Source organism: Rhodococcus sp. AQ5-07, from assembly GCF_009707305.1.
Classification (GTDB): Bacteria; Actinomycetota; Actinomycetes; order Mycobacteriales; family Mycobacteriaceae; genus Rhodococcus_F; species Rhodococcus_F erythropolis.
Window position 1 is genome coordinate 186,656 of the sequence record NZ_CP046100.1, and the last position, 19,997, is coordinate 206,652.

Annotated in this window: 21 protein-coding genes and 2 pseudogenes; 8 read left to right on the forward strand and 15 right to left on the reverse strand. The window is 63.2% G+C overall.

Annotated features, from left to right (window positions below; genetic code table 11):
* Positions 1–7: 7 nt before the first annotated feature.
* Positions 8–1,264, reverse strand: a complete 1,257-nt coding sequence (locus GJB56_RS30135; protein WP_113683791.1) for a KasA/KasB family beta-ketoacyl-ACP synthase — start codon at positions 1,262–1,264, stop codon at positions 8–10.
* Positions 1,261–1,548 carry an acyl carrier protein gene (locus GJB56_RS30140; protein WP_113683790.1) on the reverse strand — a complete coding sequence of 96 codons (288 nt, stop codon included), beginning with the start codon at positions 1,546–1,548 and terminating at the stop codon, positions 1,261–1,263. Before GJB56_RS30140 ends, GJB56_RS30135 begins: the two co-directional genes overlap by 4 nt.
* 223 nt (positions 1,549–1,771) lie before the next feature.
* Between GJB56_RS30140 and GJB56_RS30145 the strand changes: the two genes are divergently transcribed.
* Positions 1,772–2,917 (forward strand): thiolase family protein, encoded by a 1,146-nt coding sequence (locus tag GJB56_RS30145; RefSeq protein WP_113684000.1) that lies wholly within the window; start codon positions 1,772–1,774, stop codon positions 2,915–2,917.
* Positions 2,918–3,387: 470 nt separating this feature from the next.
* Here GJB56_RS30145 and GJB56_RS30150 read toward each other — a convergent pair whose 3' ends face one another.
* The 4 genes from GJB56_RS30150 to GJB56_RS30165 all read right to left on the reverse strand — a co-directional run bounded on the left by GJB56_RS30150 (position 3,388) and on the right by GJB56_RS30165 (position 6,387).
* The gene (locus GJB56_RS30150) at positions 3,388–3,585 is read right to left on the reverse strand and encodes a hypothetical protein (protein ID WP_154606734.1); all 198 of its coding nucleotides are present in this window, start codon (positions 3,583–3,585) and stop codon (positions 3,388–3,390) included.
* Between the two features lie 37 nt (positions 3,586–3,622).
* A complete protein-coding gene (locus tag GJB56_RS30155; RefSeq protein ID WP_113683999.1) occupies positions 3,623–3,970 on the reverse strand; it encodes a zinc ribbon domain-containing protein YjdM in 348 nt (115 codons plus the stop codon).
* 293 nt (positions 3,971–4,263) lie between these two features.
* Positions 4,264–4,650 carry a DUF5313 family protein gene (locus GJB56_RS30160; protein WP_019747229.1) on the reverse strand — a complete coding sequence of 129 codons (387 nt, stop codon included), beginning with the start codon at positions 4,648–4,650 and terminating at the stop codon, positions 4,264–4,266.
* A 6-nt stretch (positions 4,651–4,656) separates the two neighbouring features.
* Positions 4,657–6,387 carry a SulP family inorganic anion transporter gene (locus GJB56_RS30165; RefSeq protein WP_113683787.1) on the reverse strand — a complete coding sequence of 577 codons (1,731 nt, stop codon included), beginning with the start codon at positions 6,385–6,387 and terminating at the stop codon, positions 4,657–4,659.
* Positions 6,388–6,473: 86 nt separating this feature from the next.
* Between GJB56_RS30165 and GJB56_RS30170 the strand changes: the two genes are divergently transcribed.
* The gene (locus GJB56_RS30170) at positions 6,474–6,647 is read left to right on the forward strand and encodes a hypothetical protein (protein ID WP_154606736.1); all 174 of its coding nucleotides are present in this window, start codon (positions 6,474–6,476) and stop codon (positions 6,645–6,647) included.
* 154 nt (positions 6,648–6,801) lie between these two features.
* Here the strand turns inward: GJB56_RS30170 and GJB56_RS30175 are convergent, their stop codons facing one another.
* From GJB56_RS30175 to GJB56_RS30185, 3 genes are all read right to left on the reverse strand, one after another.
* The gene (locus tag GJB56_RS30175; protein WP_113683786.1) at positions 6,802–8,700 is read right to left on the reverse strand and encodes a phosphoenolpyruvate carboxykinase (GTP); all 1,899 of its coding nucleotides are present in this window, start codon (positions 8,698–8,700) and stop codon (positions 6,802–6,804) included.
* Positions 8,701–8,768: 68 nt separating this feature from the next.
* The gene (locus GJB56_RS30180) at positions 8,769–9,626 is read right to left on the reverse strand and encodes a hypothetical protein (protein ID WP_113683785.1); all 858 of its coding nucleotides are present in this window, start codon (positions 9,624–9,626) and stop codon (positions 8,769–8,771) included.
* 122 nt (positions 9,627–9,748) lie between these two features.
* Positions 9,749–10,114, reverse strand: coding sequence for an ArsR/SmtB family transcription factor (locus GJB56_RS30185; RefSeq protein WP_019747233.1), 366 nt, complete (start codon positions 10,112–10,114; stop codon positions 9,749–9,751).
* Between the two features lie 305 nt (positions 10,115–10,419).
* On the opposite strand from GJB56_RS30185, the gene GJB56_RS30190 reads away from it, so the two are divergent.
* Positions 10,420–11,577: a steroid 3-ketoacyl-CoA thiolase gene (locus tag GJB56_RS30190; protein ID WP_113683784.1), complete on the forward strand. Its 1,158-nt coding sequence runs from the start codon at positions 10,420–10,422 to the stop codon at positions 11,575–11,577.
* Positions 11,578–11,674: 97 nt separating this feature from the next.
* On the opposite strand, the gene GJB56_RS30195 is transcribed toward GJB56_RS30190, so the two are convergent.
* Positions 11,675–12,826 (reverse strand): acetyl-CoA C-acetyltransferase, encoded by a 1,152-nt coding sequence (locus GJB56_RS30195; RefSeq protein WP_113683998.1) that lies wholly within the window; start codon positions 12,824–12,826, stop codon positions 11,675–11,677.
* A gap of 307 nt (positions 12,827–13,133) precedes the next feature.
* Between GJB56_RS30195 and GJB56_RS30200 the strand changes: the two genes are divergently transcribed.
* Positions 13,134–13,775 (forward strand): DUF1275 family protein, encoded by a 642-nt coding sequence (locus tag GJB56_RS30200; protein WP_154606737.1) that lies wholly within the window; start codon positions 13,134–13,136, stop codon positions 13,773–13,775.
* Between the two features lie 113 nt (positions 13,776–13,888).
* Here GJB56_RS30200 and GJB56_RS30205 read toward each other — a convergent pair whose 3' ends face one another.
* Together GJB56_RS30205 and GJB56_RS31515 are read right to left on the reverse strand one after the other, a co-directional pair.
* Positions 13,889–14,074 (reverse strand): hypothetical protein, encoded by a 186-nt coding sequence (locus GJB56_RS30205; RefSeq protein WP_154606738.1) that lies wholly within the window; start codon positions 14,072–14,074, stop codon positions 13,889–13,891.
* A 1,127-nt stretch (positions 14,075–15,201) separates the two neighbouring features.
* Positions 15,202–15,339, reverse strand: coding sequence for a hypothetical protein (locus tag GJB56_RS31515; RefSeq protein WP_195849640.1), 138 nt, complete (start codon positions 15,337–15,339; stop codon positions 15,202–15,204).
* Positions 15,340–15,496: 157 nt separating this feature from the next.
* Here GJB56_RS31515 and GJB56_RS30210 point away from each other — a divergent pair.
* Positions 15,497–16,207, forward strand: a pseudogene (locus GJB56_RS30210) (SOS response-associated peptidase).
* 33 nt (positions 16,208–16,240) lie between these two features.
* Here the strand turns inward: GJB56_RS30210 and GJB56_RS30215 are convergent.
* Positions 16,241–16,528 carry a hypothetical protein gene (locus GJB56_RS30215; protein WP_113683781.1) on the reverse strand — a complete coding sequence of 96 codons (288 nt, stop codon included), beginning with the start codon at positions 16,526–16,528 and terminating at the stop codon, positions 16,241–16,243.
* A 191-nt stretch (positions 16,529–16,719) separates the two neighbouring features.
* Between GJB56_RS30215 and GJB56_RS30220 the strand changes: the two genes are divergently transcribed.
* Both GJB56_RS30220 and GJB56_RS30225 read left to right on the forward strand, forming a co-directional pair.
* Positions 16,720–16,926, forward strand: coding sequence for a DUF1272 domain-containing protein (locus tag GJB56_RS30220; RefSeq protein WP_275887745.1), 207 nt, complete (start codon positions 16,720–16,722; stop codon positions 16,924–16,926).
* Positions 16,927–17,193: 267 nt separating this feature from the next.
* Positions 17,194–17,766 (forward strand): hypothetical protein, encoded by a 573-nt coding sequence (locus tag GJB56_RS30225; protein WP_154606739.1) that lies wholly within the window; start codon positions 17,194–17,196, stop codon positions 17,764–17,766.
* Here GJB56_RS30225 and GJB56_RS30230 read toward each other — a convergent pair.
* Positions 17,729–17,870: pseudogene (locus GJB56_RS30230) on the reverse strand (cupin); the annotation flags it as partial. The gene GJB56_RS30225 and the pseudogene GJB56_RS30230 overlap by 38 nt on opposite strands.
* Before the next feature lie 100 nt (positions 17,871–17,970).
* Positions 17,971–18,894, reverse strand: coding sequence for a LysR family transcriptional regulator (locus GJB56_RS30235; protein ID WP_113683778.1), 924 nt, complete (start codon positions 18,892–18,894; stop codon positions 17,971–17,973).
* Positions 18,895–18,995: 101 nt separating this feature from the next.
* Between GJB56_RS30235 and kdgD the strand changes: the two genes are divergently transcribed.
* On the forward strand, positions 18,996–19,946 hold the full coding sequence (gene kdgD, locus GJB56_RS30240; RefSeq protein ID WP_113683777.1) for a 5-dehydro-4-deoxyglucarate dehydratase: 951 nt from the start codon (positions 18,996–18,998) through the stop codon (positions 19,944–19,946).
* The last annotated feature ends 51 nt before the right edge of the window (positions 19,947–19,997 follow it).

The window sequence follows — 19,997 nt, forward strand, 5'->3', positions numbered from 1 at the left end:
AGGTGGGTCAAGGGCGAGCGAAGACGAGAGCGGTGTTGTGTCCTCCGAAACCGAAGGAATTGTTGACGGCGTAGTCGACGGGCCCGATGCGCGGCGACGTCGTGACCACGTCGAGGTCGATCCTCGGGTCGAGTGTGTCGAGGTTGAGTGTGGGGGGGATGACGCCGTCGCGGACGGCGAGGACGGTGAGAACCGCTTCGAGCGCCCCGACGGCTCCGACGGAGTGCCCGAGGGCAGATTTCGGGGCGTAGATCGCCGCGTGTGTGCCGACCGCTGTGGTGATGGCCTGTGCTTCGGCGATGTCGCCGGCCGGGGTGGCGGTGGCGTGGGCGTTGACGTGGGTGATGTCGGCGGGTGTCAGCCCGGCTCGCTGAATGGCGTGGCTCATCGCGCGAGCGGCTCCGCGGCCGGTGGGGTCGGGAGCGACGAGATGGTAGCCGTCGGAGGTGGTACCGCAGCCGAGCAGACGCGCATGGATCGTCGCACCGCGTGCGAGGGCATGCTTCTCGGTTTCGAGGACCATCAGCGCTCCGGCCTCGCCGAAGACGAAACCGTCCCGATCCTTGTCGAACGGACGCGACGCACCGGCAGGGTCGGCATTGTTCGAGCTCAGCGCGCGCATCGTGGCGAAGCTGGCGATGGAAAACGAATCGATGCGGCCTTCGACTCCGCCGGCGACGACCATGTCGGCATCGCCCATCGCAATCATCCGGTAGGCCTGCGCGATGGCTTCCGCTCCTGACGAGCATGCCGACACCGGGGTCATCACCCCGCCGCGGGCGCCGAGTTCGAGGCCCACGGTCGCGGAGGGGCCGTTGGGCATGACCATCTGCACTGCGAAGGGGGACACTTTGCGGTAGCCGCCGGTTCTGAGCCGCTCGACCGCATCGATCAGGGCGTCGCCGCCTCCGAGTCCGGTGCCGATGACCACAGCCAGACGATCCTTGTCGACGTCGGGCGAGCCTGCGTCGATCCATGCCGTGCGAGCGAGTGTCAACGCGACCCGCGCCGGCCAACTCATCCGCCGGATCTCCACCCGGGTGAGGGCATCGTCCGGAGAGACCTTCAAGTGACCGCCGATACGGACCGGCAGGTCGAATTCCTCGACGAACGAATCGTCGAGAAGACCGATTCCGCTCTCCCCCGCGAGGAGCGCCTTCCATGTGCCGGCGACGTCACCGGCGACCGACGTGGTCGCTGCGAGGCTGGTGACGACGACGTTGGGTGCGCGGCCGAGCCAGGAGCGTGCCTCGGTGGTGTTCACCTGTCGCTGCTCGGCGCGGCGAGTTCGAGCGCTGCTGCGGCTTCGAGGGTGTGGATGTAGTCCACGACGTCGCCGACGGTGCGCAGACCCATCAGATCCTCGTCGGGAATTTTCACGTTGTACTTGTCTTCGGTCTGTACCGCGATTTCCACCATGGACAGTGAGTCGATACCGAGATCGTCGACGAAGGACGTGCCGATGCCGATTTCGGACGGCTCGATTCCGGTGACCTCTTCGATGATCTGTGCGTGCTCGGTGACGATGGTTTCCTGCGTGCTGGCCATCAATGACGTCCCTTCGAATGAACGGTGGTGTTCGGCTACTGGTGCTCTCGGACAGGTAGGGCTAAGCTCACGCCATCTTGCCATAATATCTAGTTAAGAATATTAGCAAGTAGCTGTTGTCAGGGATGCTTGCGACTCCCCGTGACCAACTCGGTCGCATGGGCTTGCGTGAGCTCCGCGGGAAGTCGGGCACCTCGCCGGCTGATGGATGAAGGAACACACAATGCGCGATGCAGTGATCGTCGAAGCCGTACGAACCCCTTTGGGTCGCCGTAACGGAGTGCTCTCGACCATTCATCCGGCCGATTTGTCGGCCCAGATTCTGGTGGGACTGGCCGATCGCACCGGCCTCGATCCCGCAGTCGTCGACGATGTCATCTGGGGATGCGTCAGTCAGGCCGGTGAGCAGACCGGTGATATCGGGCGGACCGCCGTATTGGCGGCAGGGTGGCCGCACACCGTCACCGGGGTGACCATCGACCGGCAGTGCGGATCATCGCAGCAGGCGGTGCATTTCGCTGCCGCAGGGTTGATTGCCGGACAGTACGACGTGGTGGTCGCCGGTGGCGTCGAATCCATGAGCAGAGTTCCGATGGGATCCTCGTCCGGCGGGATGAATCCCCTGGGAGATTGGTTCTTGGCGCGCTATCACGGCGTCGCCCCCTCGCAAGGGGTCGGTGCGGAAATGATCGCCGAGCAGTGGGGTCTGTCGCGCCGTCAATGTGACGACTTCGCGCTCGCCTCGCATGCGAAAGCCGCGCACGCGCAAGACGACGGATACTTCGACGACCAGATCCTGCCGATCGTGCTCGCCAACGGCACCAAGATCGCCCGCGACGAGGGGATCCGCCGCGGCGGAACGCCGGAAACCCTGGCCGGGATCAAGACCGCGTTCTCCGACACCGGGGTGGTGACGGCGGGAAACAGTTCCCAGATTTCCGACGGTTCGGCCGCCCTGTTGATGATGACCAGCGAGAAGGCCACGCAGTTGGGGCTGACACCGATCGTTCGAGTCCATACTGCCGTCCTGGCGGGCGCCGATCCGGTGATCATGCTGACCGCACCGATTCCGGCCACAGAGAAAGCCTTGTGGCGCAGCGGTTTGAGGTTGTCCGATATCGGAGTTTTCGAGGTCAACGAAGCCTTCGCCACGGTGCCCCTTGCCTGGCTGGCCGAAACAGGGGCAGACCCGAAGCGGCTCAATCCGCACGGCGGCGCCATCGCACTCGGACATCCCCTCGGTGGTAGTGGCGCACGCCTGATGACGACGATGATCCACCACATGCGGAGCGCAGGAACGCGTTACGGATTGCAGACCATGTGTGAGGGCGGTGGTCAAGCGAACGCCACCATCCTCGAACTTCTCTGATCCAGTCGTATCCACGGCGGTGATCCTCGCCGAGCTTCTCGCGTGAGGATCGCCCGAGCCGTCCCGACGTTCAGTGGGGGTATGTGAGCGGTGAAAAGGGCTAGAGGAGAGAGGAATACGAACATCAGACACGTCATCCGTCGTACGGTATTCGTCACGATATCGACCGCGGCGTTGGCGGCGCCGGCGGTGAAAATTCCTACTCTGGTCCTGGTCTACGTCATCATCGGTTCGCTACTGTTCTTCTCTCGATACCTCGACGACGATACCGACGCGCACCCACGCGACAAGCGTGATTCCGGAAGGGGAAAAGACCGTACCGACCGGACAAACCACGTTCGTCGCCGTGCGCAAAATCTTCGAAGATAATGGCGCGCACGTTCGTCGGTGAATATCTGGTGGCCGTCGAATTTTCCAGGCCGCACTCGTATCGAGACGACCCGATGTGTCAGCGCAAGGAATGCGGCGGGCTAGATGTCGGTGACGACAATGCCGATCGCCGCGACAGTGATCATCACGAACCCGAAACACGCGAGCACCCACCGCCGTTCACCGCCCACGGCATCGGTATGGCGATGCCGTGCAAGCCAGAGAGCGTAGGGCACGGCAACTGCGAGACCCAGGACCGCGAGAACGGCGAACGCCACATGCACCCGGATCATGGACACGAGAATTCCTCACCGCCCTGGGACATCGACGGAGCTGTCATGCTTTCTTGACGAACTCGGATTTCAGTTGCATCGACCCGATTCCGGCGACTTTGCATTCGATATTGTGGTTGTCGGCACCGTCGACCAGGCGTATTGTGCGCACCTTGGTTCCAGCTTTGATTCCTGTCGGACTGCCTTTGACCTTCAAGTTCTTCACAACAGTGACCGCGTCCCCGTCGGAAAGCTCATTTCCGACGGAGTCGACAACGATGGACCGGTCGACCATCTGCGATCCCTGGTGAGATGTCCATTCGTGAGCGCATTCGGGGCACACGAAGAGCGCCCCCATCTCGTAGCTGTATTCGCTGGCGCACTGTGGGCACGGCGGCAGTGCATTGTTCACGGGTCCACCCTTTTCATTGTTCGGCATACTGGTTCTTCGATTCGTGAAACGTCTCGCAGGTTCACTGAACAGAGGGCGTGGCGATGAGTGCGTCGCCTTCTCCGCCGCCGCAGAGTCCGGTGGATGTGTTCAACGCGTTCTCCAGTCTGTACGGTCTGGTGCGCCTGGTCAGGCAGTGAGGACGTAGAACACCGCGGCCATCGCCAGCACCACAGCGGCAGCGGATGCCATCGCCGCCGTCAGGGAGGCCGGGGGCGGATTCATCGGATCTGTTCCTGACGTCGACCGCGCCGTCATGGGCGGTAGCGGGATTCGTAGGCCTGCTTTTCCTCGTCCATTTTCTTTTTCTCGTGCACGTCGAGGAGCGCCGGACTCAATCCGTGGCTGACCAGACGGTGCCGCAGGTAGATCTTTTTCAAGGCGAGAAGAAAATAGACGAAGGGCAGGAAGAGTAAGAGCACCATGCTGATCCGGATGATCCAGGGGCCGGGGATCAGCAACAGCCCCACCAGGATCGGCAGCAAGGGCACGATGCACCGTGTCGCGTAGCGGCGGGCGGCGCCGGGGCCGGTGATGTCCTCGATCACCCACGGAATGAACTCGTCCGGCAGGGTGCGTCCGGCGAGGTACTTGAGGTGCTGGGCGAAGGTGGGATGTGCGATGGTTCCGTTCTGGGACATGGTGTTTCATTCCTCGATGTTCATCGATAGGTACTGGTTCCTCGGAAGCACCAGCATGCGGGCGTATTCGATGGCGCGTGGTGTGTCGGAGAAGATGTGTCGGCGTTCGCTGTCGGAGGTGGTGAAGACACCGAGGGCTTTCAGTGGCCGGAGGTGGTCCGGTTTCATACCGGAAATCAAGACGGTGATATGGCGGTGTTCGAGTTTGTCGATGGCGTCCTTGAGGACGATGGCGCCGGTGGCATCGATCGCGGTCACCCGTGACATGCGCAAGATGACGACCTTGACGTCGGAGACGTCCGCCAATTCGAGCAGGAAGCGGTGAGCGGCGGCGAAGAACAAGGCGCCGTCGATGCGGTAGGCGACGATGTGTTCACGGAGCAGTTCGTGTTCTTCGCTCTGGTGCCCGTCGTCATCGAGTGGGACTTGTTCGATCTTGGCCGATTTCGCCACTGCGCGCAGTGCCAGGATCGCGGCGAATGCGACACCGACCGCGACCGCGGTGACGAGGTCGAGTGCGACGGTGACCAGGAACGTTGCGCCCATGACCGCGGTGTCGGCTCGGGTGGCGCGCGCGATGGCGATGATCGAGGCTGTTTCGACCATGCGCACGGTGGTGGCCAGCAGTACCCCGGCGAGAGCGGCCAGGGGTATCTCGGCGACCAGGGTCGATGCCAGGTAGACGATCGCGGCCAAGATGACGGCATGGGTGAGTGCGGCGAGGCGACTGCGCGCGCCGGAGCGAACGTTGACGGCCGTGCGAGCGATGGCGCCGGTGGCCGGGACGCCGCCGAACAGGGGTGCGGCGATGTTCGCCAACCCCTGTCCGAACAATTCCCGGTCGGGATTGTGGCGGGTCCCGACTCCCATCGAATCCGCCGCGGTCGCCGACAGAAGTGATTCGAGGGCGGCCAGCGCGGCCACTGCCAGGGCCGGGGCCACCAGCGAGGTCAGATCCCCTAGATGCAGAAAGTTCAGTGTGGGTGCGGCGATGCCGGAGGGGATTTCACCGATGCGGGCGATGTCGAGGTGCAGCAGTTGCGCGGCCAACGTCGCGACAGCCACGGCGACGAGCGAGAACGGAACCTTGGGGAAGTAGCGTCCGCCGACGAGGATGGCGACGGCCACCGCGAGCGCTGTTGCCGGGGTGAGAATCGAGGGGTGCGCGACGAATTTGGCGACCGCGTCCGCTGCGCTGCGCCACACCTTGTCCCCTTCGGCGTCGGTGATACCCAGAGCGGCCGGGATCTGTTGGAGGGCGATGACCACGGCGATACCAGCGGTGAACCCTTCGATGACCGGTGCCGGCATGAAACGCACGGCCCGCCCCACTCCGGCGAACGCCAACACCACCAGCACGATGCCGGCGATCAACCCGACCGCCAGGACACCGGATCCGCCGTATTCGTGAACGATGGGAACCAGGACCACGGTCATGGCCCCGGTCGGCCCGGACACCTGGAACCGGGAGCCGCCGAAGACAGCGGCGACGGCGCCGGCGACGACAGCTGTGGTCAGCCCGGCCGCCGCCCCGAGCCCGGTGGAGATGCCGAATCCCAAGGCCAGCGGAAGAGCGACCAGTGCCACGATCAGGCCGGCCAGCAGATCCGCGCCGGGTGCGCGCAGCGACGAACTCCATTCGCTCCATCGCGGCAACAGGTCCCGTACGGCCTGGGCAGCGCGGCCGAGCGAGTTCTGCGGGGACGGAGTGGAATTCGGTGCGGGCGTAGCGGTCATAAGGTTCCTCGGTACTGCGAGAAGAAAGTGGAAGCCTGTCTGGTTACTTGCTAATATTAGCAAGTAACCAGATGAAGGGAGCGGTGATGCGTGTAACACCACTGCGCGGACTGCTGAGCGCGCCGTTGCTGCAGTGCCGCGAATGTGCCAGGTTGTGCCGTCGGTCCGCGGTGACGCCGGGCGGAAACGTGTGCCCATGGTGTGGGGAGCGGGCGTTGTCGACGGCTGTCCTGGGCTCCCCGCTGCGCTCGTCGAGTTGACGGCGCTCTGGGTGGGAGATCACCACGTTCGGTCTCACGTCAGAAGATCCCGATCCGGGAGGTTGAGGGGCAACTTGACCGGATCGGGACCTTCGGTGAGGGCCCCCAGCGCGAGAGACTCGACGTGAGATGCGCTGGCAGCCCTGCTCGGGGGTCAGCAGTCGTCGGCGCGGGTGCGCACACGCCGGAAATGCGTGTCGCGGGACGGGGCCTCGTCGGTGAGTTCGTAATCGAATGTCGACAGTCGTTGACGCAAGGCACGCAACTCTTCACGCAGCGCGTCGGGGAGTCTGTTGCCGCCGATCGTGGCGTACCACTGATCGATGAGGGGAAGTTCGGCCGCCCACTCCGCCGGGTCGACCTTCAACGCAGCGGCAATGGTGGGGCGATGAAGGTCGAGTCCGGTCAGATCCAAGGCATCGAGGGTCGGAACGTGACCGATCGGGGTCGCCTCGGAGTCACCGGTTCCGTCGACGCGTTCGAGCGCCCACTTGAGAATCCGCGAGTTTTCTCCGAAGCCGGGCCACAGGAACTCGTCGTGGTCGCCGCGGCGAAACCAGTTCACGTAGAAGATCTTCGGCAACTTCGAGGAATCGGTGCGCGCGCCGATATCGAGCCAGTGCTGGAAATAGTCCCCGACGTGGTAGCCCAGGAACGGCAACATCGCCATCGGGTCGCGGCGTACCACCCCGACGGCGCCGGCTGCGGCGGCCGTGGTCTCCGAGGAGAGTGTCGAACCGAGGAAGACGCCGTGCTGCCAGTCGAAGGATTCGGTGATCAACGGCATGGTGGTGGCGCGCCGGCCTCCGAAGAAGATCGCCGAGATCGGAACCCCTGCCGGGTCGTTCCATTCCGGCGCCACTGTCGGGCACTGTGCGATCGGGGTGCAATAACGTGAATTCGGGTGTGCGGCCGGTGTTCCCGATTTCGGAGTCCACTCGCGCTGTTGCCAATCGAGGAGATGCGCCGGGGGCTGTTTGGTCATCCCTTCCCACCACACGTCGCCGTCGTCGGTCAGGGCGACGTTGGTGAAGATGGAGTTCCCTTTCTCGATCGTCGCCATGGCATGTGGGTTCGTCGCGGTGCTGGTACCGGGGGCGACACCGAAGAAACCGGCTTCGGGATTGACGGCGTAGAGCCGGCCGTCGTCACCGAACCGCATCCAGGCGATGTCGTCACCGATCGTTTCCGCGGTCCACCCCTCGAGCGTGGGATCGAGCATCGCCATGTTCGTCTTACCGCACGAGGACGGGAATGCCGCGGCGATGTAGTGCACCACCTCGTCCGGGGAGGTGAGCTTGAGGATGAGCATGTGCTCTGCCAGCCAACCCTCGTCTTTGGCCATTTTCGACGCGATCCGCAAGGAGTAGCACTTTTTCCCCAGCAGCGCGTTGCCACCGTAGCCCGAACCGTAGCTCCAGATGATGCGTTCTTCGGGGAAGTGGGAAATGTACTTGGTGTGATCGCACGGCCACGGGACGTCGACCTGCCCGTCGTAGAGGGGTGCGCCGACCGAGTGCAGGCATTTGACGTACTCGACATCTGCGGCCAGCGCTTCCCAGACCGGTGTCCCGGATCGGGTCATGATCTGCATCGACACGGCGACGTATTCGGAGTCCGTGATCTGGATCCCGAATTTCGGTTCCGGGGCATCGAGGGGCCCCATACAGAACGCGATGACATACATCGTGCGCCCCGACATCGCGCCGCGGTAGTGCTCGGTCATGACCGTTTTCATGTCGAGCGGGTCCATCCAATTGTTCGTCGGACCGGCATCCTCGCGTGACTGGGAACAGATGAACGTCCTGTCCTCGACCCGGGCGACGTCCTCGGGATCGGAGACACACCGGAACGAGTTCGGCTTGCGGTCCAGGCGCACGAACGTGCCTTTGTCGACGAGCAGATCGGTCAGGCGATCCCATTCGGCGCCGGACCCGTCACACCAGACCACCTCTCGCGGTGAGGTCAGGTCCTCGACCTCGGCCACCCAGGCCGCGATGTCGGCACGAAGCGCGCCGAGACGAATCGGGTCGGAGTCGATATGGGTTGTCACTGTGTTCTCCTGACATGTGTTCGGTGCGCGGTACGCACCTGTCCGAGCGGGATAGACGGGAAATTCGATCAGTGCAGATGGGTGCTGTATGGAGGGGCGTGGCCGAGAGATTTGGTGACCTGCCTGGCGATGGAGGAGAGCAGCATCCGCTCGTCCGCGGACGGGAGAGTGCACCCCACAGGGGTGATCAACGCCAGTGAGCGCGCGCAGGCAGCGATCATCTCGGCGGTCAGAACCGTGACGCCATGGCCGCAGAGGACACCGAGCAATCCGGGAAGAACGACCGCGCCGTGATCGAAAGTGTCACCAGGCATGCTCACCACTTGCCGCGCGGGCACCGAATCGCCCACGCAGCCATCGAGATCGACGAGAACATCGTTGTGTTCCATCAGTCGGCGCAGCGGAAACTGGTGCGCATCACTGGCACGCCAGCCGCTGATACCGGCGACACCGGACATCAACAACGTCGGCCCGAGCATCGGAGCTCGATGGGCCCCGGTGATCACCACTTGCCCTACCCGCGGCCCCACGACGAGGTTCCGCAGCGCCGAAATCGTCATCGCGGTCAATGTTGCTGTCACGACGTCGATCTCGGTGACGACCAGCGGGCCGCCACGCTCGGCGACCCCGTGCTGCACGGCTGTGGCAGCATTCGCGTCCAGTCCGACGACGAAGGCAGCGGAGATCCGCGGTTGCAGGCTCAGTACACGGGCGATCACGGTGTTGACGTCCGCCGTCGCCAAGGGCAACCGAACTGCGTGCAGTGCAGTCCGGTCGCAGATCATGGCGGCGTAGTCCTCCATCGCCTCCCACGGTGACCGCGTCCTGACCGCGGCGCGATGCGATCGGGCCGCCGCAACTCCCACCACCGCGACATCGACGCGGCTCAAGACTGCACTGTCCGGATGGACGTCGTTGATCGTCACCGCCCGCCACCTCTTTCGAATCGATCAGCCGGTTGTCCGGTTACCAGTTCTACAATGTACGTACTTTAGCAATTTCGCAACTAGTGGATAAGTGCAGGAACTAGTCCTGCATGATGTGTGCCCTACCGTGCCTTACCGGCCAGAGCGGGCGGCTCCGGAATCTCCTCGACCAGCATTTCGGCCTGGCCGGCGACCATCCCGGTCAAGATGGCGCGCGCCGTGGTCAACAAATCGGCGACACGCGGCGACGTCAGAGCGTACGAGACGGACAACCCTTCCCGCCGCGCAGTCACCAGACCTGCTCGACGCAGAATGGACAGTTGCTGCGACAGATTGGCCGGCTCGATCCCTACCTCGGGAAGCATCTCCGAGACGGCATGCTCACGCTCGCTCAAGAGCTCGAGGACGCGAATACGTGCGGGGTGTCCCAGCGTCTTGAAGAAATCGGCCTTCATCTGATAAAGCGGCTGGCGCGAGTTCACAACCACGACGCCTCCTGTCACTCGAGTCGGATCGTCGGCATGCGCGTAGGTGTGGCGCGCCGCTGTCCTGCCCCTGCGAATCGAGCGCAGAAGCTCCCACCGGTTGTGGTACTTGCGAATCTTAGCAATTTGCGTGGGTATTCGTCGGCGCAGAGCGGGAAGTGTCGGCCATGGCGAAGATTCAAAGCGCAACATGTTTCAGAATTGGGCGTCAGTGATTTGAAACATGTTGTGGTATAGCTTTATTCGTCGCCCTGAAAAGGACAAACACGTTCTAATAATTTTTGCTACTCGAGGAGGTACGACAACACATGGGAAATCCTGTGATCGTGGAAGCGGTACGCACTCCCATCGGAAAGCGCGGAGGATGGCTCTCGGGTCTGCACGCCGCCGAACTGCTGGGAGCCGCTCAACGAGGGCTACTCGATCGTGCGGGACTCGATCCGATGCTCGTCGAACAAGTCATCGGGGGGTGCGTCACGCAGGCTGGCGAACAGTCCAACAACGTGACGCGGACCGCATGGCTGCATGCCGGTCTTCCCTGGCAGACCGGGTGTACCACCATCGACTGCCAATGCGGTTCCGCCCAACAGTCGACCCATCTGATCGCCGGTCTGATCGCCACCGATGCGCTCGACGTCGGGATCGGCTGTGGCGTCGAAGCGATGAGCCGGGTGCCCCTCGGCGCCAATGTCGGTGTGCATGCCGGACCTCGTCGTCCTGCCTCCTGGAACATCGACATGCCCGATCAATTCGAGGCCGCCGAACGCATCGCCCGTCGTCGCAATCTGACCCGGGCCGACATCGAAGCCTTCGGTGTGCACTCGCAGGTGAAAGCGCACCGCGCGTGGGCGGAGCACCGTTTCGACACCGAAGTGCTGCCCGTCACAGCACTGGTCCCCTCATCCGGCTCGGAACCTACCTACGCGCTGGTCGAGAAAGATCAGGGTCTGCGAGAGACCACTGCGGAGGCACTTGCTGCGCTCGCCCCGATCATCGCCGGCGGAATTCACACCGCGGGAACCTCGTCGCAGATTTCCGACGGCGCAGCTGCGGTCCTGCTGATGGACCACACCCGCGCCGAGCAACTGGGCCTGAGGCCGCGTGCCCGAATCGTCGCGCAATGCCTCGTCGGCGCCGAACCCGAATTCCACCTCGACGGACCGGTACAGGCAACCAGTCGGGTGCTCGACAAGGCAGGAATGAATATCGGTGATCTGGACTTGTTCGAGATCAACGAGGCATTCGCCTCCGTCGTCCTGTCCTGGGCCAGCGTGCATGACCCGGACATGGACACGGTGAACGTCAACGGCGGTGCGATCGCCCTCGGGCATCCCGTGGGGAGTTCCGGAGCCCGACTGATGGCCACCGCGCTGCACGAACTCGAACGACGCGACGCCTCAACAGCATTGATCACCATGTGCAACGGAGGAGCGCTCGCCACCGCCACGATCATCGAACGCATCTGAGAGCGGGGTCGGTCGAGTTGACGCTTGGGTGAACCGACCGACCCCACTGTCAGCGACTCCCACTGTCAGCGAAGAAGCGAACACCGGAGAACAGGCGTCATCCCAAGCGCTCGATGATCGTCACGTTCGCCGTCCCGCCACCTTCACAGATCGTTTGCAAGCCGAAGCGCCCGCCTGTGCGTTCGAGTTCGTTGAGCATCGAGGCGAACAATTTCGTTCCGGTAGCGCCGAGCGGGTGCCCGAGGGCGATCGCACCGCCGTTGACATTCACCCGGGCCGGATCGGCGCCGGTTTCCTTGATCCACGCCAGCACCACCGGCGCGAAAGCCTCGTTGATCTCTACCACGTCGATGTCGTCGATACTCAAACCGCACTTGCCCAGCGCGTACTTCGTGGCCGGTATCGGCGCGCTGAGCATGAAGATGGGATCCGCGCCCCGCGCGCTCAGATGATGAATGCGTGCTCGCGGAGTCAAGCAATGACGGGCCACCGCCGCCGCCGACGCCACGAGAACCGCGCTCGCTCCGTCACAGATCTGGCTCGCCGAGGCCGCGGTGACAACGCCGCCCGGCAACAACGTCGGAAGAGCCGCCATCTTCTCGAGACTGGTCTCTCGCGGGCATTCGTCGACCCGAAAATCGCCCACCGGCACGATTTCGTTCTCGAACCGCCCGTTCTCGATCGCCGATCGAGCCCGGGCATGGCTCTGCAACGCCCACTGTTCCATCTCGATCCGACTGATCTGCCAGTTCCGAGCAATCAACTCCGCGCCGCGAAACTGGGAAACCTCCTGATCGCCGTACATCCGGCGCCACCCGATCGACCCGTGAAACGGTGTCTCGAAGCCGAACTGCTGCCCCACCGTCATCGCCGAGGCGATCGGTATCGCGCTCATGTTCTGCACTCCACCTGCAACAACGAGATCCGCCGTACCGCTCATCACTGCCTGAGCGGCGAAGTGCACCGCCTGCTGACTCGAACCACATTGGCGATCGACAGTCACCCCCGGCACCTCCACCGGAAGCCCCGCCGCCAACCAGGACGTGCGCGCGATATTGCCCGCCTGCGGCCCGATGGCATCGACACACCCGAAAACGACGTCGTCGACGCCGTGCGGGTCGATCTCGGTGCGTTCGAGCAGATGAGTGAGAACGCTCGCCCCCAGATCTGCCGGGTGGTTGGCAGAGAGCGAGCCCCCCTTTTTTCCGATTGCAGTGCGCACCGCATCGATGATGTATGCCTCGGACATCGAGAACTCCTCCAGCCTGGCCCGCGCGGCTACGACTTCGAGCACTGACGCGAGACGTCGTCGCACAGCGACGAAACCCTTCATGTACCAAGCAGATGCTTGGTACATGAAGGGTAGTACCGCACGCAATCGACGCGAGCAGGCACCCACAAAAACCGCTCACCCCAGCAGGTTTCGGCTCTTCACAAGGTGATGGGCGTATTCTCTGCATCATCGACTGCGTGGCCCGCGATGCAGTCGAACACGTTCACGACCCGCTATCGACCCCGGCCCGTACTCCGAGGGCGACATCAGAAAGAGCCCAGCAGTGACGCATGAGCCTCCCACCGATCCTGTGAGTGCGAGTCCCTTTCTGCACTCTCCGGCGGACATGGCGATGAACCTCTACGTCGGCTTCCTCGACTCCTTCGCCGTCTTCCTCATCGGCGGGATCTTCATCTCGTCGGGCAACGCCGCTATCACCCCCATCGACACATGGACGATCAACATCCCCGTCCTGGCCGGCACCATCGCCAGTGCCCTGATCGGATTCGTTCTCGGCGTCGTGATCGCAACACTCCTCACACCACATCGCGGGCGAGTTTTTCTGACAGCGACTCTTCTCCTGGCCGGCGCCGGATTGACGATGCTGTTCATGCCCGGACCTGTCGTCGTGGCGTTCCCCGTCACGCTCGCCGTCGGCGCTGTCAACGTACTTCTCGGTGCGCGCGGGCAACTCGCGGACACCACCCACGAGGTGACCCAGAAATTGTTGTCTCACAATACAATCCAACCCACCGGGCGAAGGGTCCAAAGCTCGGCCGGGTTCATCGGCGGGGTGGCGATGGGAGCGCTCAGCTATCGGCTCCTTGCCGAGGCAAGTCTGTGGTTGGCGCTGGCCGGTTCGATAGCCATGATGGCACTGACCCACCGGAGGCCACCAGAAAACACGGCGACCACCAACATGTGACCACTCGCTGCGAGCGACCCTGCAGGCGAAAATCCGCAAGCCGCAGAATCTCGCCAACAGGGTCTACACGTCCCCGTCACAGTCCAGGAAACGAGAACGTGACTCGGCCGACCCTACGCCTGACCGGAACCCGACACGTTCACCGGCAGGCTATCTACCCTGGTGGCGAAGCCGGACAGTGAAGTGGAGAGCAAAAGCTGGAGGGTGTCGCCGGGACCGGTGTCAGCGCCGTCTCGATAGACGGCGTCCGCCATGCTCTTCCGTGGAAACAAGACGGTCGGACCCACAATCTTCGCCATCGTTCGGGACGCGAATACGCTGTCCCCCAATACAAGTAGAGCAAAGCTGGGCGTCTCACCGCAGCCTGTGTCGCTTATCGGGGCCATGAGGTTCGCTCTGACCATGAGCTTGTGCAGTCCGGACTCAAGATTGACGTATCGGAGCCTGAACCGATGTGCACTGCTCGAATGGAACGACCGAGCGCCTAACCGAAACGTGTCTATTCCCACCCGAACGCGCAGTGTCCAAAAATTCTGTGATGGGACCTCAGATATCTAACAGAAACCCTGGAATAGTGCAGACATCGAATACCTACCGTGCACCGGTTTTCACTGGCGGTAGCCTGCGGCACCCATCCTTTCGAGGGCTGCGCGACGACAAGACCGCTGATGAGGTCGACCTCCCCGGTCGTCACTGATCTGGATCAGGAACGTATTCGAGGAGGCTTTCAGATGATCGCAGGTGGTTGGATCTGGTGGCTTCCATTGCCGTGGGAATGGCGGATAGCTCTCTCCGAGGTGACTCCGTGCGAGTTCGGAGGCACGCAGTGTTACTGAAGCCCTGGTAGATATGACGAAACCGCCGGAACCTGAAGGTGTCCAGCGGCTTCACAGGGTCGGTGCCCGTCTTGCGCCTCTCGGCAAGTGGCCGCTCGAAGCGGCATTTCTGGGGTGGTACCCGGGGCAAAGAACCGAACACCGACAGCCTTTACAACGAACCTCTGTGCAAAGATATTCCGGTGCGGCCTGCATCGAGATCAGTCGTCACTGCCGGCAACGAAGGTCGACGTCGACAAGAATTCGGGGGTGACTTGCACGCCGGTGTAGTTCGCTGCCATCGCAGCGAAGTCACCGGAAAGCCAGTGCCGGCGGTGCTCGCCACACTGGCATATGAATTCATTTTCTGGGGGCGACGCCGATGGCTGTCAGGATCTTGTCCAAGATCGACGTCGTAGAGACCTCCCCGTCGATCCACCTATCTAGTTGAGCTTTCTCGGGCACGTCGGAGTCGTCGTTGTTCAGCTGGTTTGAGTTGTCACCGTTGTTCGACATCTTCGGCACCCATCCCCGTCATTCGTTTGATCAATGAACCGAACAGTCTAACCTTCGCACCTAGCAGTTAGGGTGCATGAACTGCGACGATTCCCTCATTTCCGGGTGATGATCGTCCGAAGTACGAAGCGGAAGACAATAGCGGTGCCAGCTCCGACCGCGAGACCGGCCACCACGTCGGCCAGGAGAACCCCGACGGTGACACCGAGGACCGTTGCGGCCACGATCGCCAACGCGACATCCGTGGGCGCCGGCCGAGGGCTGGTGATCGCACTTCCCCTTCCGAGACAGTCGACGACGTACTCGCAGAGATCATCACACGCCGTTGGAAGCGGAAGTCGGACCCACGCTGTTCAATGGGACAGGAACCGGTTACGAGGAGGTCAGGCCATGTGTGGGCGCTACGCAAGCAAAAGCTCGAGCAAGGAATTGCAGTCGTTTTTCGACACGATGCAGACTGTCGGCGACGAACTGTCCCCGTCCTACAACGTCGCCCCCACCCAACCTGTCCGTGTGATCTCGAACGACCCCCACACGAGGAACCCGACGCCGAGTCCCAGCGCCAGCTCAGAACTGCCAAATGGGGTTTGCTGCCTGCCTGGGCCAAGGATCGGAAGATGGCGTCCAAACTCATCAACGCCCGCAGTGACCGTCACGGAGAAGCCGTCATTCAGGAGTAGTGCATCCAAACGGCGGGCCATCGTTCCTGCGAACGGTTACTACGAATGGATGAAAAGTGAAGAGGGAAAGAAGATTCCGTATTTTCTTCACGGAGAGGGCGACGTGATCGCGATGGCTGGACTCTACGAGTTGTGGCCCGATCCTGAACTGCCCGAGGATGATCCGAGCAAGTGGGTATGGACCTGTACTGTCTTGACTCGGCCAGCTACGGATTCCACGGGACACATACACGACAGATCGCCGCTGATCCTGCCCGAATCGTTCTGGGAACACTGGCTCGACCCGACACTCACCGACAAAGGCGAGGTCCAGGCGATGATCAATTCCGTTCCGGAGCCGCATCTCGAACCGTACGAAGTCTCGACTGCGGTCAATAGTCGGAGGAACAACGACCCGAGCTTGCTCGAACCGGTCCACTGACTGACGCCGTGGGCCTTCGCGCTCGACGAGAGGTCAGGATTCCCGCAGCGTCACGCGGGCGAGCATCTGTTCCATCTGCGGCCATCCGAGGGCGAGGTTCGATCCGGTCATCTGGATGCGTGTGTTCCATTCCGGAGCGAAGGCATCGAACATGATCCGGGCAGCGGGAGCGAGTACGTCCCGCTCGATGGTGTCAACGGTGTTGGCATCCCAACGCAGCTCCCCGTCGACGGAATCGGGTTCGCCGAATACCGACGTCAGACGCTCTGGCACATAGCCCAGAGCCGCTAGTTCCGGCGCAGTGTAAAAATCCTTGCTCATTTCTTCCTCCGAATCGCCGATCGACCCTGCACTTCATCGTGCCGCAACACCGCGGGCCTCACGGACGCGTGAAGTGGCCGGGAGAGGGGTGTGTGACCCCGTGGGTCGGATCCGGGCAGGTGTGGTTCTCTGACGCTGACAGATGCACTGCGCCGGAAGGCGAGACGACTCCAGGAGCGGCTATGTTGGCGATGGAAACAATGTGCGAGAGGTGCCGCACCTGCCTCGACAACGCCTCCGCCGCAACAATATGCAGCTATGAATGCACCTTCTGCGTCGACTGTTCGGCGGCGATGGACAACGAGTGCCCGAACTGTGGCGGCGAGTTGACCGCGCGTCCTGCTCGCGTCGCGCAAGCACCGGCGATTCGTCGGGGATGGGGCAGGTCGAATCGGTAGCTACTTCGCCCGACGCAAGCCTTCCGGAGTCCGCGAGCTCTCCGATGCCGAGCGGGATCTGATTTCGCAGATCAAGGACACCGACGGGGAAAGGTTGGCAGCGATCGAGGTGCGTCACATGCGTCCCGACTGCACACCGCGAGAAGCTCTTATCACCGTTCTTGCACTTCGCGGGGAAGACGTTCCGAACCCCTGCGGCCACATTCTCGACGAGAACGCAGGTCGCGCCGACGGGAAACCGCAGACGCTGTGACCGACGAGCACACCATGCCCGCACGCTCCAGATTCCGCGCAGCCGGGGACTGGGCAGCAGCGCGTCTGCGGAAACGAGCCGAGTGGGCTGCCGTCGCGGCGCAGCGCCGAGCCGCCCATGACCTGGCTTACGAACAGTGGGCCGCCGGCGCGTTGGCCCCGTACCGGATCACCCGCGCACTCGACGCCGCCGAGCTGTACGGCCCCGACGTCGACATTGCATGCGGGGCGCAGGAGCAGGCATGTGGCGATTGGGAGGCCGGCACCCGCTACCGCTCGTTCGGGCAGCTTCTCGCCCTGGCCGCGCTGACTTACCAATCCCCGGACTCGTTCATCGCACGCGACGGCGACGAGGACCTCGACCTCTTCGGACACCACGATGTGGTGCCACATCAGCAAAGCCGAGCAGCCGCGTTGGCGGCCCCCGATCACCGAATTTACCGCCGCGGCCGTCGAAGAATGTTCTGGCACCAACGATTACCGCGCCACCCACCTGTTCTGACATGCCCACAGGAAACGGAGGCAGACGCGTCCCGGCGCGGCCCGGTTCTCAGCTGCTCGGCAACAGCCCGTACGCCTCGTCGGTGACCGGCGCGAGCCATTCGTTGCTGACATCTTGGCTCGGGGGTGATGAGGGCGAGGTGGGAGAACCACGCGGCGGCCTTCGCGCCGTGCCACCCAGCTCGAATCCGAGTCTGGCCTCGATGCCGCCGCCGTCGGATCCGCAGGCCAGGCCGGAGCAGCGCAGCGCCGGTCGGGCCGGTCCCGCGCCGGTCAGCACGAACGTAGACATCACGCACTGCTGTCCCGGCCTAGCGAATTCTCGCGCCCGAGAGCGTCGATGACGAGGTCGCGCACCGCGAGGACCGGCGGCTCGACCTCGGTTGTTCGCCACGTGAGGAACAGTTCCACGGGCCGCGCCTCGATTCCGTCGATCTCGCGCAGTTCGACGCCGCGCACTTCCATGGCGGTCGCCGCGGCCGGCACGAGCGCGATTCCCAACCCTGCCTTGACCAACGCGAGGATCGTGTGGACCTGGCTGATGTGCTGCACGTAACGGGGTGCGATGTGCGCATCTAGGAATGTGCTGACCAGCAGCTCGTAGAAGTAGCGGGCTTCGGCGGGGGAGTACATGACCAGCGCCTCGCCGTCGAGGTCGGTGATGGTGGGATTTCGGGAACTGTCGGCGAGCCGATGGTCTACCGGAACTGCCAGCATCAGGGGTTCGCGTTGCAGCAGGCGGGTTTCAAATGCACCGGCGGGCACAGGTGGGCGCAGCAATCCGAGATCCAATGCGCCGGAGCGTAGTTCTTCGACCTGGGTTCCCGACACCCGTTCGCGCAGAACGAGGTCGATTCCCGGCAGCCGAGCGCGGGTGGCTTCGACGATCGAGTCGAGCACCGAATGGGCCGCCGATCCGGTGAATCCGAGCTTTACCGTGCCCGTCTCGCCGGTGGGTACACGCCGGGCCGACAGCGCGGCCTGATCCGACATTCCGAGGATCTTGCGTGCGTCCCCGAGAAAGGCACGACCGGCTGGTGTGAGCTCCACGCCCCGCCCGGTCCGATCGATCAACTCCACGCCGAGCTCTTTCTCGAGGGCCTGTATTCGGCGCGACAACGGTGGCTGCGTGATCGACAGCCGCTCGGCGGCGTGGCCGTAATGCAACGTCTCGGCGACTGCAATGAAGCTCTCGAGTTGATTCAGCGTAAACATGATGCAAATTATGCATCGGTGGATACAAAATTGGAGTTGGACCGGCATTGAAAACGCTCGTACTGTGACTTCAGTCGCAATCCCTAGTTGAGGAGAACCTCTTGACAACATTTGCCCCAGACCATCTTGCCGGACACCTCGGATCTGGACTGCTGTCGTTCCCGGTTTCGCACTTCACCGAAAATCTCACGCTGGACGAGTCCTCTTACAGGGACAACATCGCGCGGCTGGCCGACTACGAGGTGGCTGGACTCTTCGCGGCAGGTGGAACAGGCGAGTTCTTCTCGCTCACCGGATCGGAGATCAGCACGTTGGTCCGTGCTGCTGTGGCCGGAGCGCCGGAGGGAACTCCGGTGCTCGCGCCGGCAGGCCTGGGAACCAAGCAAGCCATCGAGATGGCCCGGGATGCGCAGGCGGCCGGGGCCGATGGCCTTCTTCTCTTTCCTCCGTACCTGACCGAGGCGTCATCTGACGGGCTGCGCGACTATGTGAAGGCAGTCTGCGACAGCACCGATCTCGGCGTTGTGGTCTACAACCGGGCCAACGCTGTCTACCGAGCAGAAGCCCTGGCCGCGGTCGCAGAGACCTGCCCGAACTTCATCGGGTTCAAGGACGGGGTGGGCGATCTGGAAGCAATCACCCGTATCCACGGTGCGCTCGGTGATCGACTGGTCTACATCGGTGGCCTGCCGACCGCGGAACTGTTCGCGCTGCCCTATCTCGAGTTGGGGGTGAGCACTTACAGCTCGGCCATCTTCAACTTCCTCCCCGAGTTCGCGCTCGCCTTCTACCGCGCCGTCCGCGCCAAGGACAGAGCAACGGTGCGCACTCTGCTCGACGAGGTCGTGCTTCCCTACACCGACATCCGCGACCGCAAGCAGGGATATGCGGTCAGCATCGTGAAGGCCGGGATGCGCCTCACCGGTCACTCTGCTGGTCCGGTCCGTCCCCCGCTGACCGATCTGACGGAGGCCGAGGACGCACTGCTCGCAGACATCATCAACGCCGCTCACCGCCTGACACCGGCCCTGACGGCTCCCGTCGGATCGTAGAAAGGAGCAAGCATGACGAGGACCGCACGCACCGTCGATGGCCGGAGCACC

What these genes read in the sequence shown, in the direction of transcription:
- GJB56_RS30145 (WP_113684000.1), top strand. Translation starts at nt 1,772, where the DNA reads ATGCGCGATGCAGTGATCGTCGAAGCCGTACGAACCCCTTTGGGTCGC.
- GJB56_RS30220 (WP_275887745.1), top strand. Translation starts at nt 16,720, where the DNA reads ATGGAAACAATGTGCGAGAGGTGCCGCACCTGCCTCGACAACGCCTCC.
- GJB56_RS30190 (WP_113683784.1), top strand. Translation starts at nt 10,420, where the DNA reads ATGGGAAATCCTGTGATCGTGGAAGCGGTACGCACTCCCATCGGAAAG.
- GJB56_RS30160 (WP_019747229.1), bottom strand. Translation starts at nt 4,650, where the DNA reads ATGTCCCAGAACGGAACCATCGCACATCCCACCTTCGCCCAGCACCTC.
- GJB56_RS30225 (WP_154606739.1), top strand. Translation starts at nt 17,194, where the DNA reads ATGCCCGCACGCTCCAGATTCCGCGCAGCCGGGGACTGGGCAGCAGCG.
- GJB56_RS30235 (WP_113683778.1), bottom strand. Translation starts at nt 18,894, where the DNA reads ATGTTTACGCTGAATCAACTCGAGAGCTTCATTGCAGTCGCCGAGACG.
- GJB56_RS30215 (WP_113683781.1), bottom strand. Translation starts at nt 16,528, where the DNA reads ATGAGCAAGGATTTTTACACTGCGCCGGAACTAGCGGCTCTGGGCTAT.
- GJB56_RS30195 (WP_113683998.1), bottom strand. Translation starts at nt 12,826, where the DNA reads ATGTCCGAGGCATACATCATCGATGCGGTGCGCACTGCAATCGGAAAA.
- GJB56_RS30170 (WP_154606736.1), top strand. Translation starts at nt 6,474, where the DNA reads ATGCGTGTAACACCACTGCGCGGACTGCTGAGCGCGCCGTTGCTGCAG.
- GJB56_RS30140 (WP_113683790.1), bottom strand. Translation starts at nt 1,548, where the DNA reads ATGGCCAGCACGCAGGAAACCATCGTCACCGAGCACGCACAGATCATC.
- GJB56_RS30165 (WP_113683787.1), bottom strand. Translation starts at nt 6,387, where the DNA reads ATGACCGCTACGCCCGCACCGAATTCCACTCCGTCCCCGCAGAACTCG.
- GJB56_RS30205 (WP_154606738.1), bottom strand. Translation starts at nt 14,074, where the DNA reads ATGGCGAAGATTGTGGGTCCGACCGTCTTGTTTCCACGGAAGAGCATG.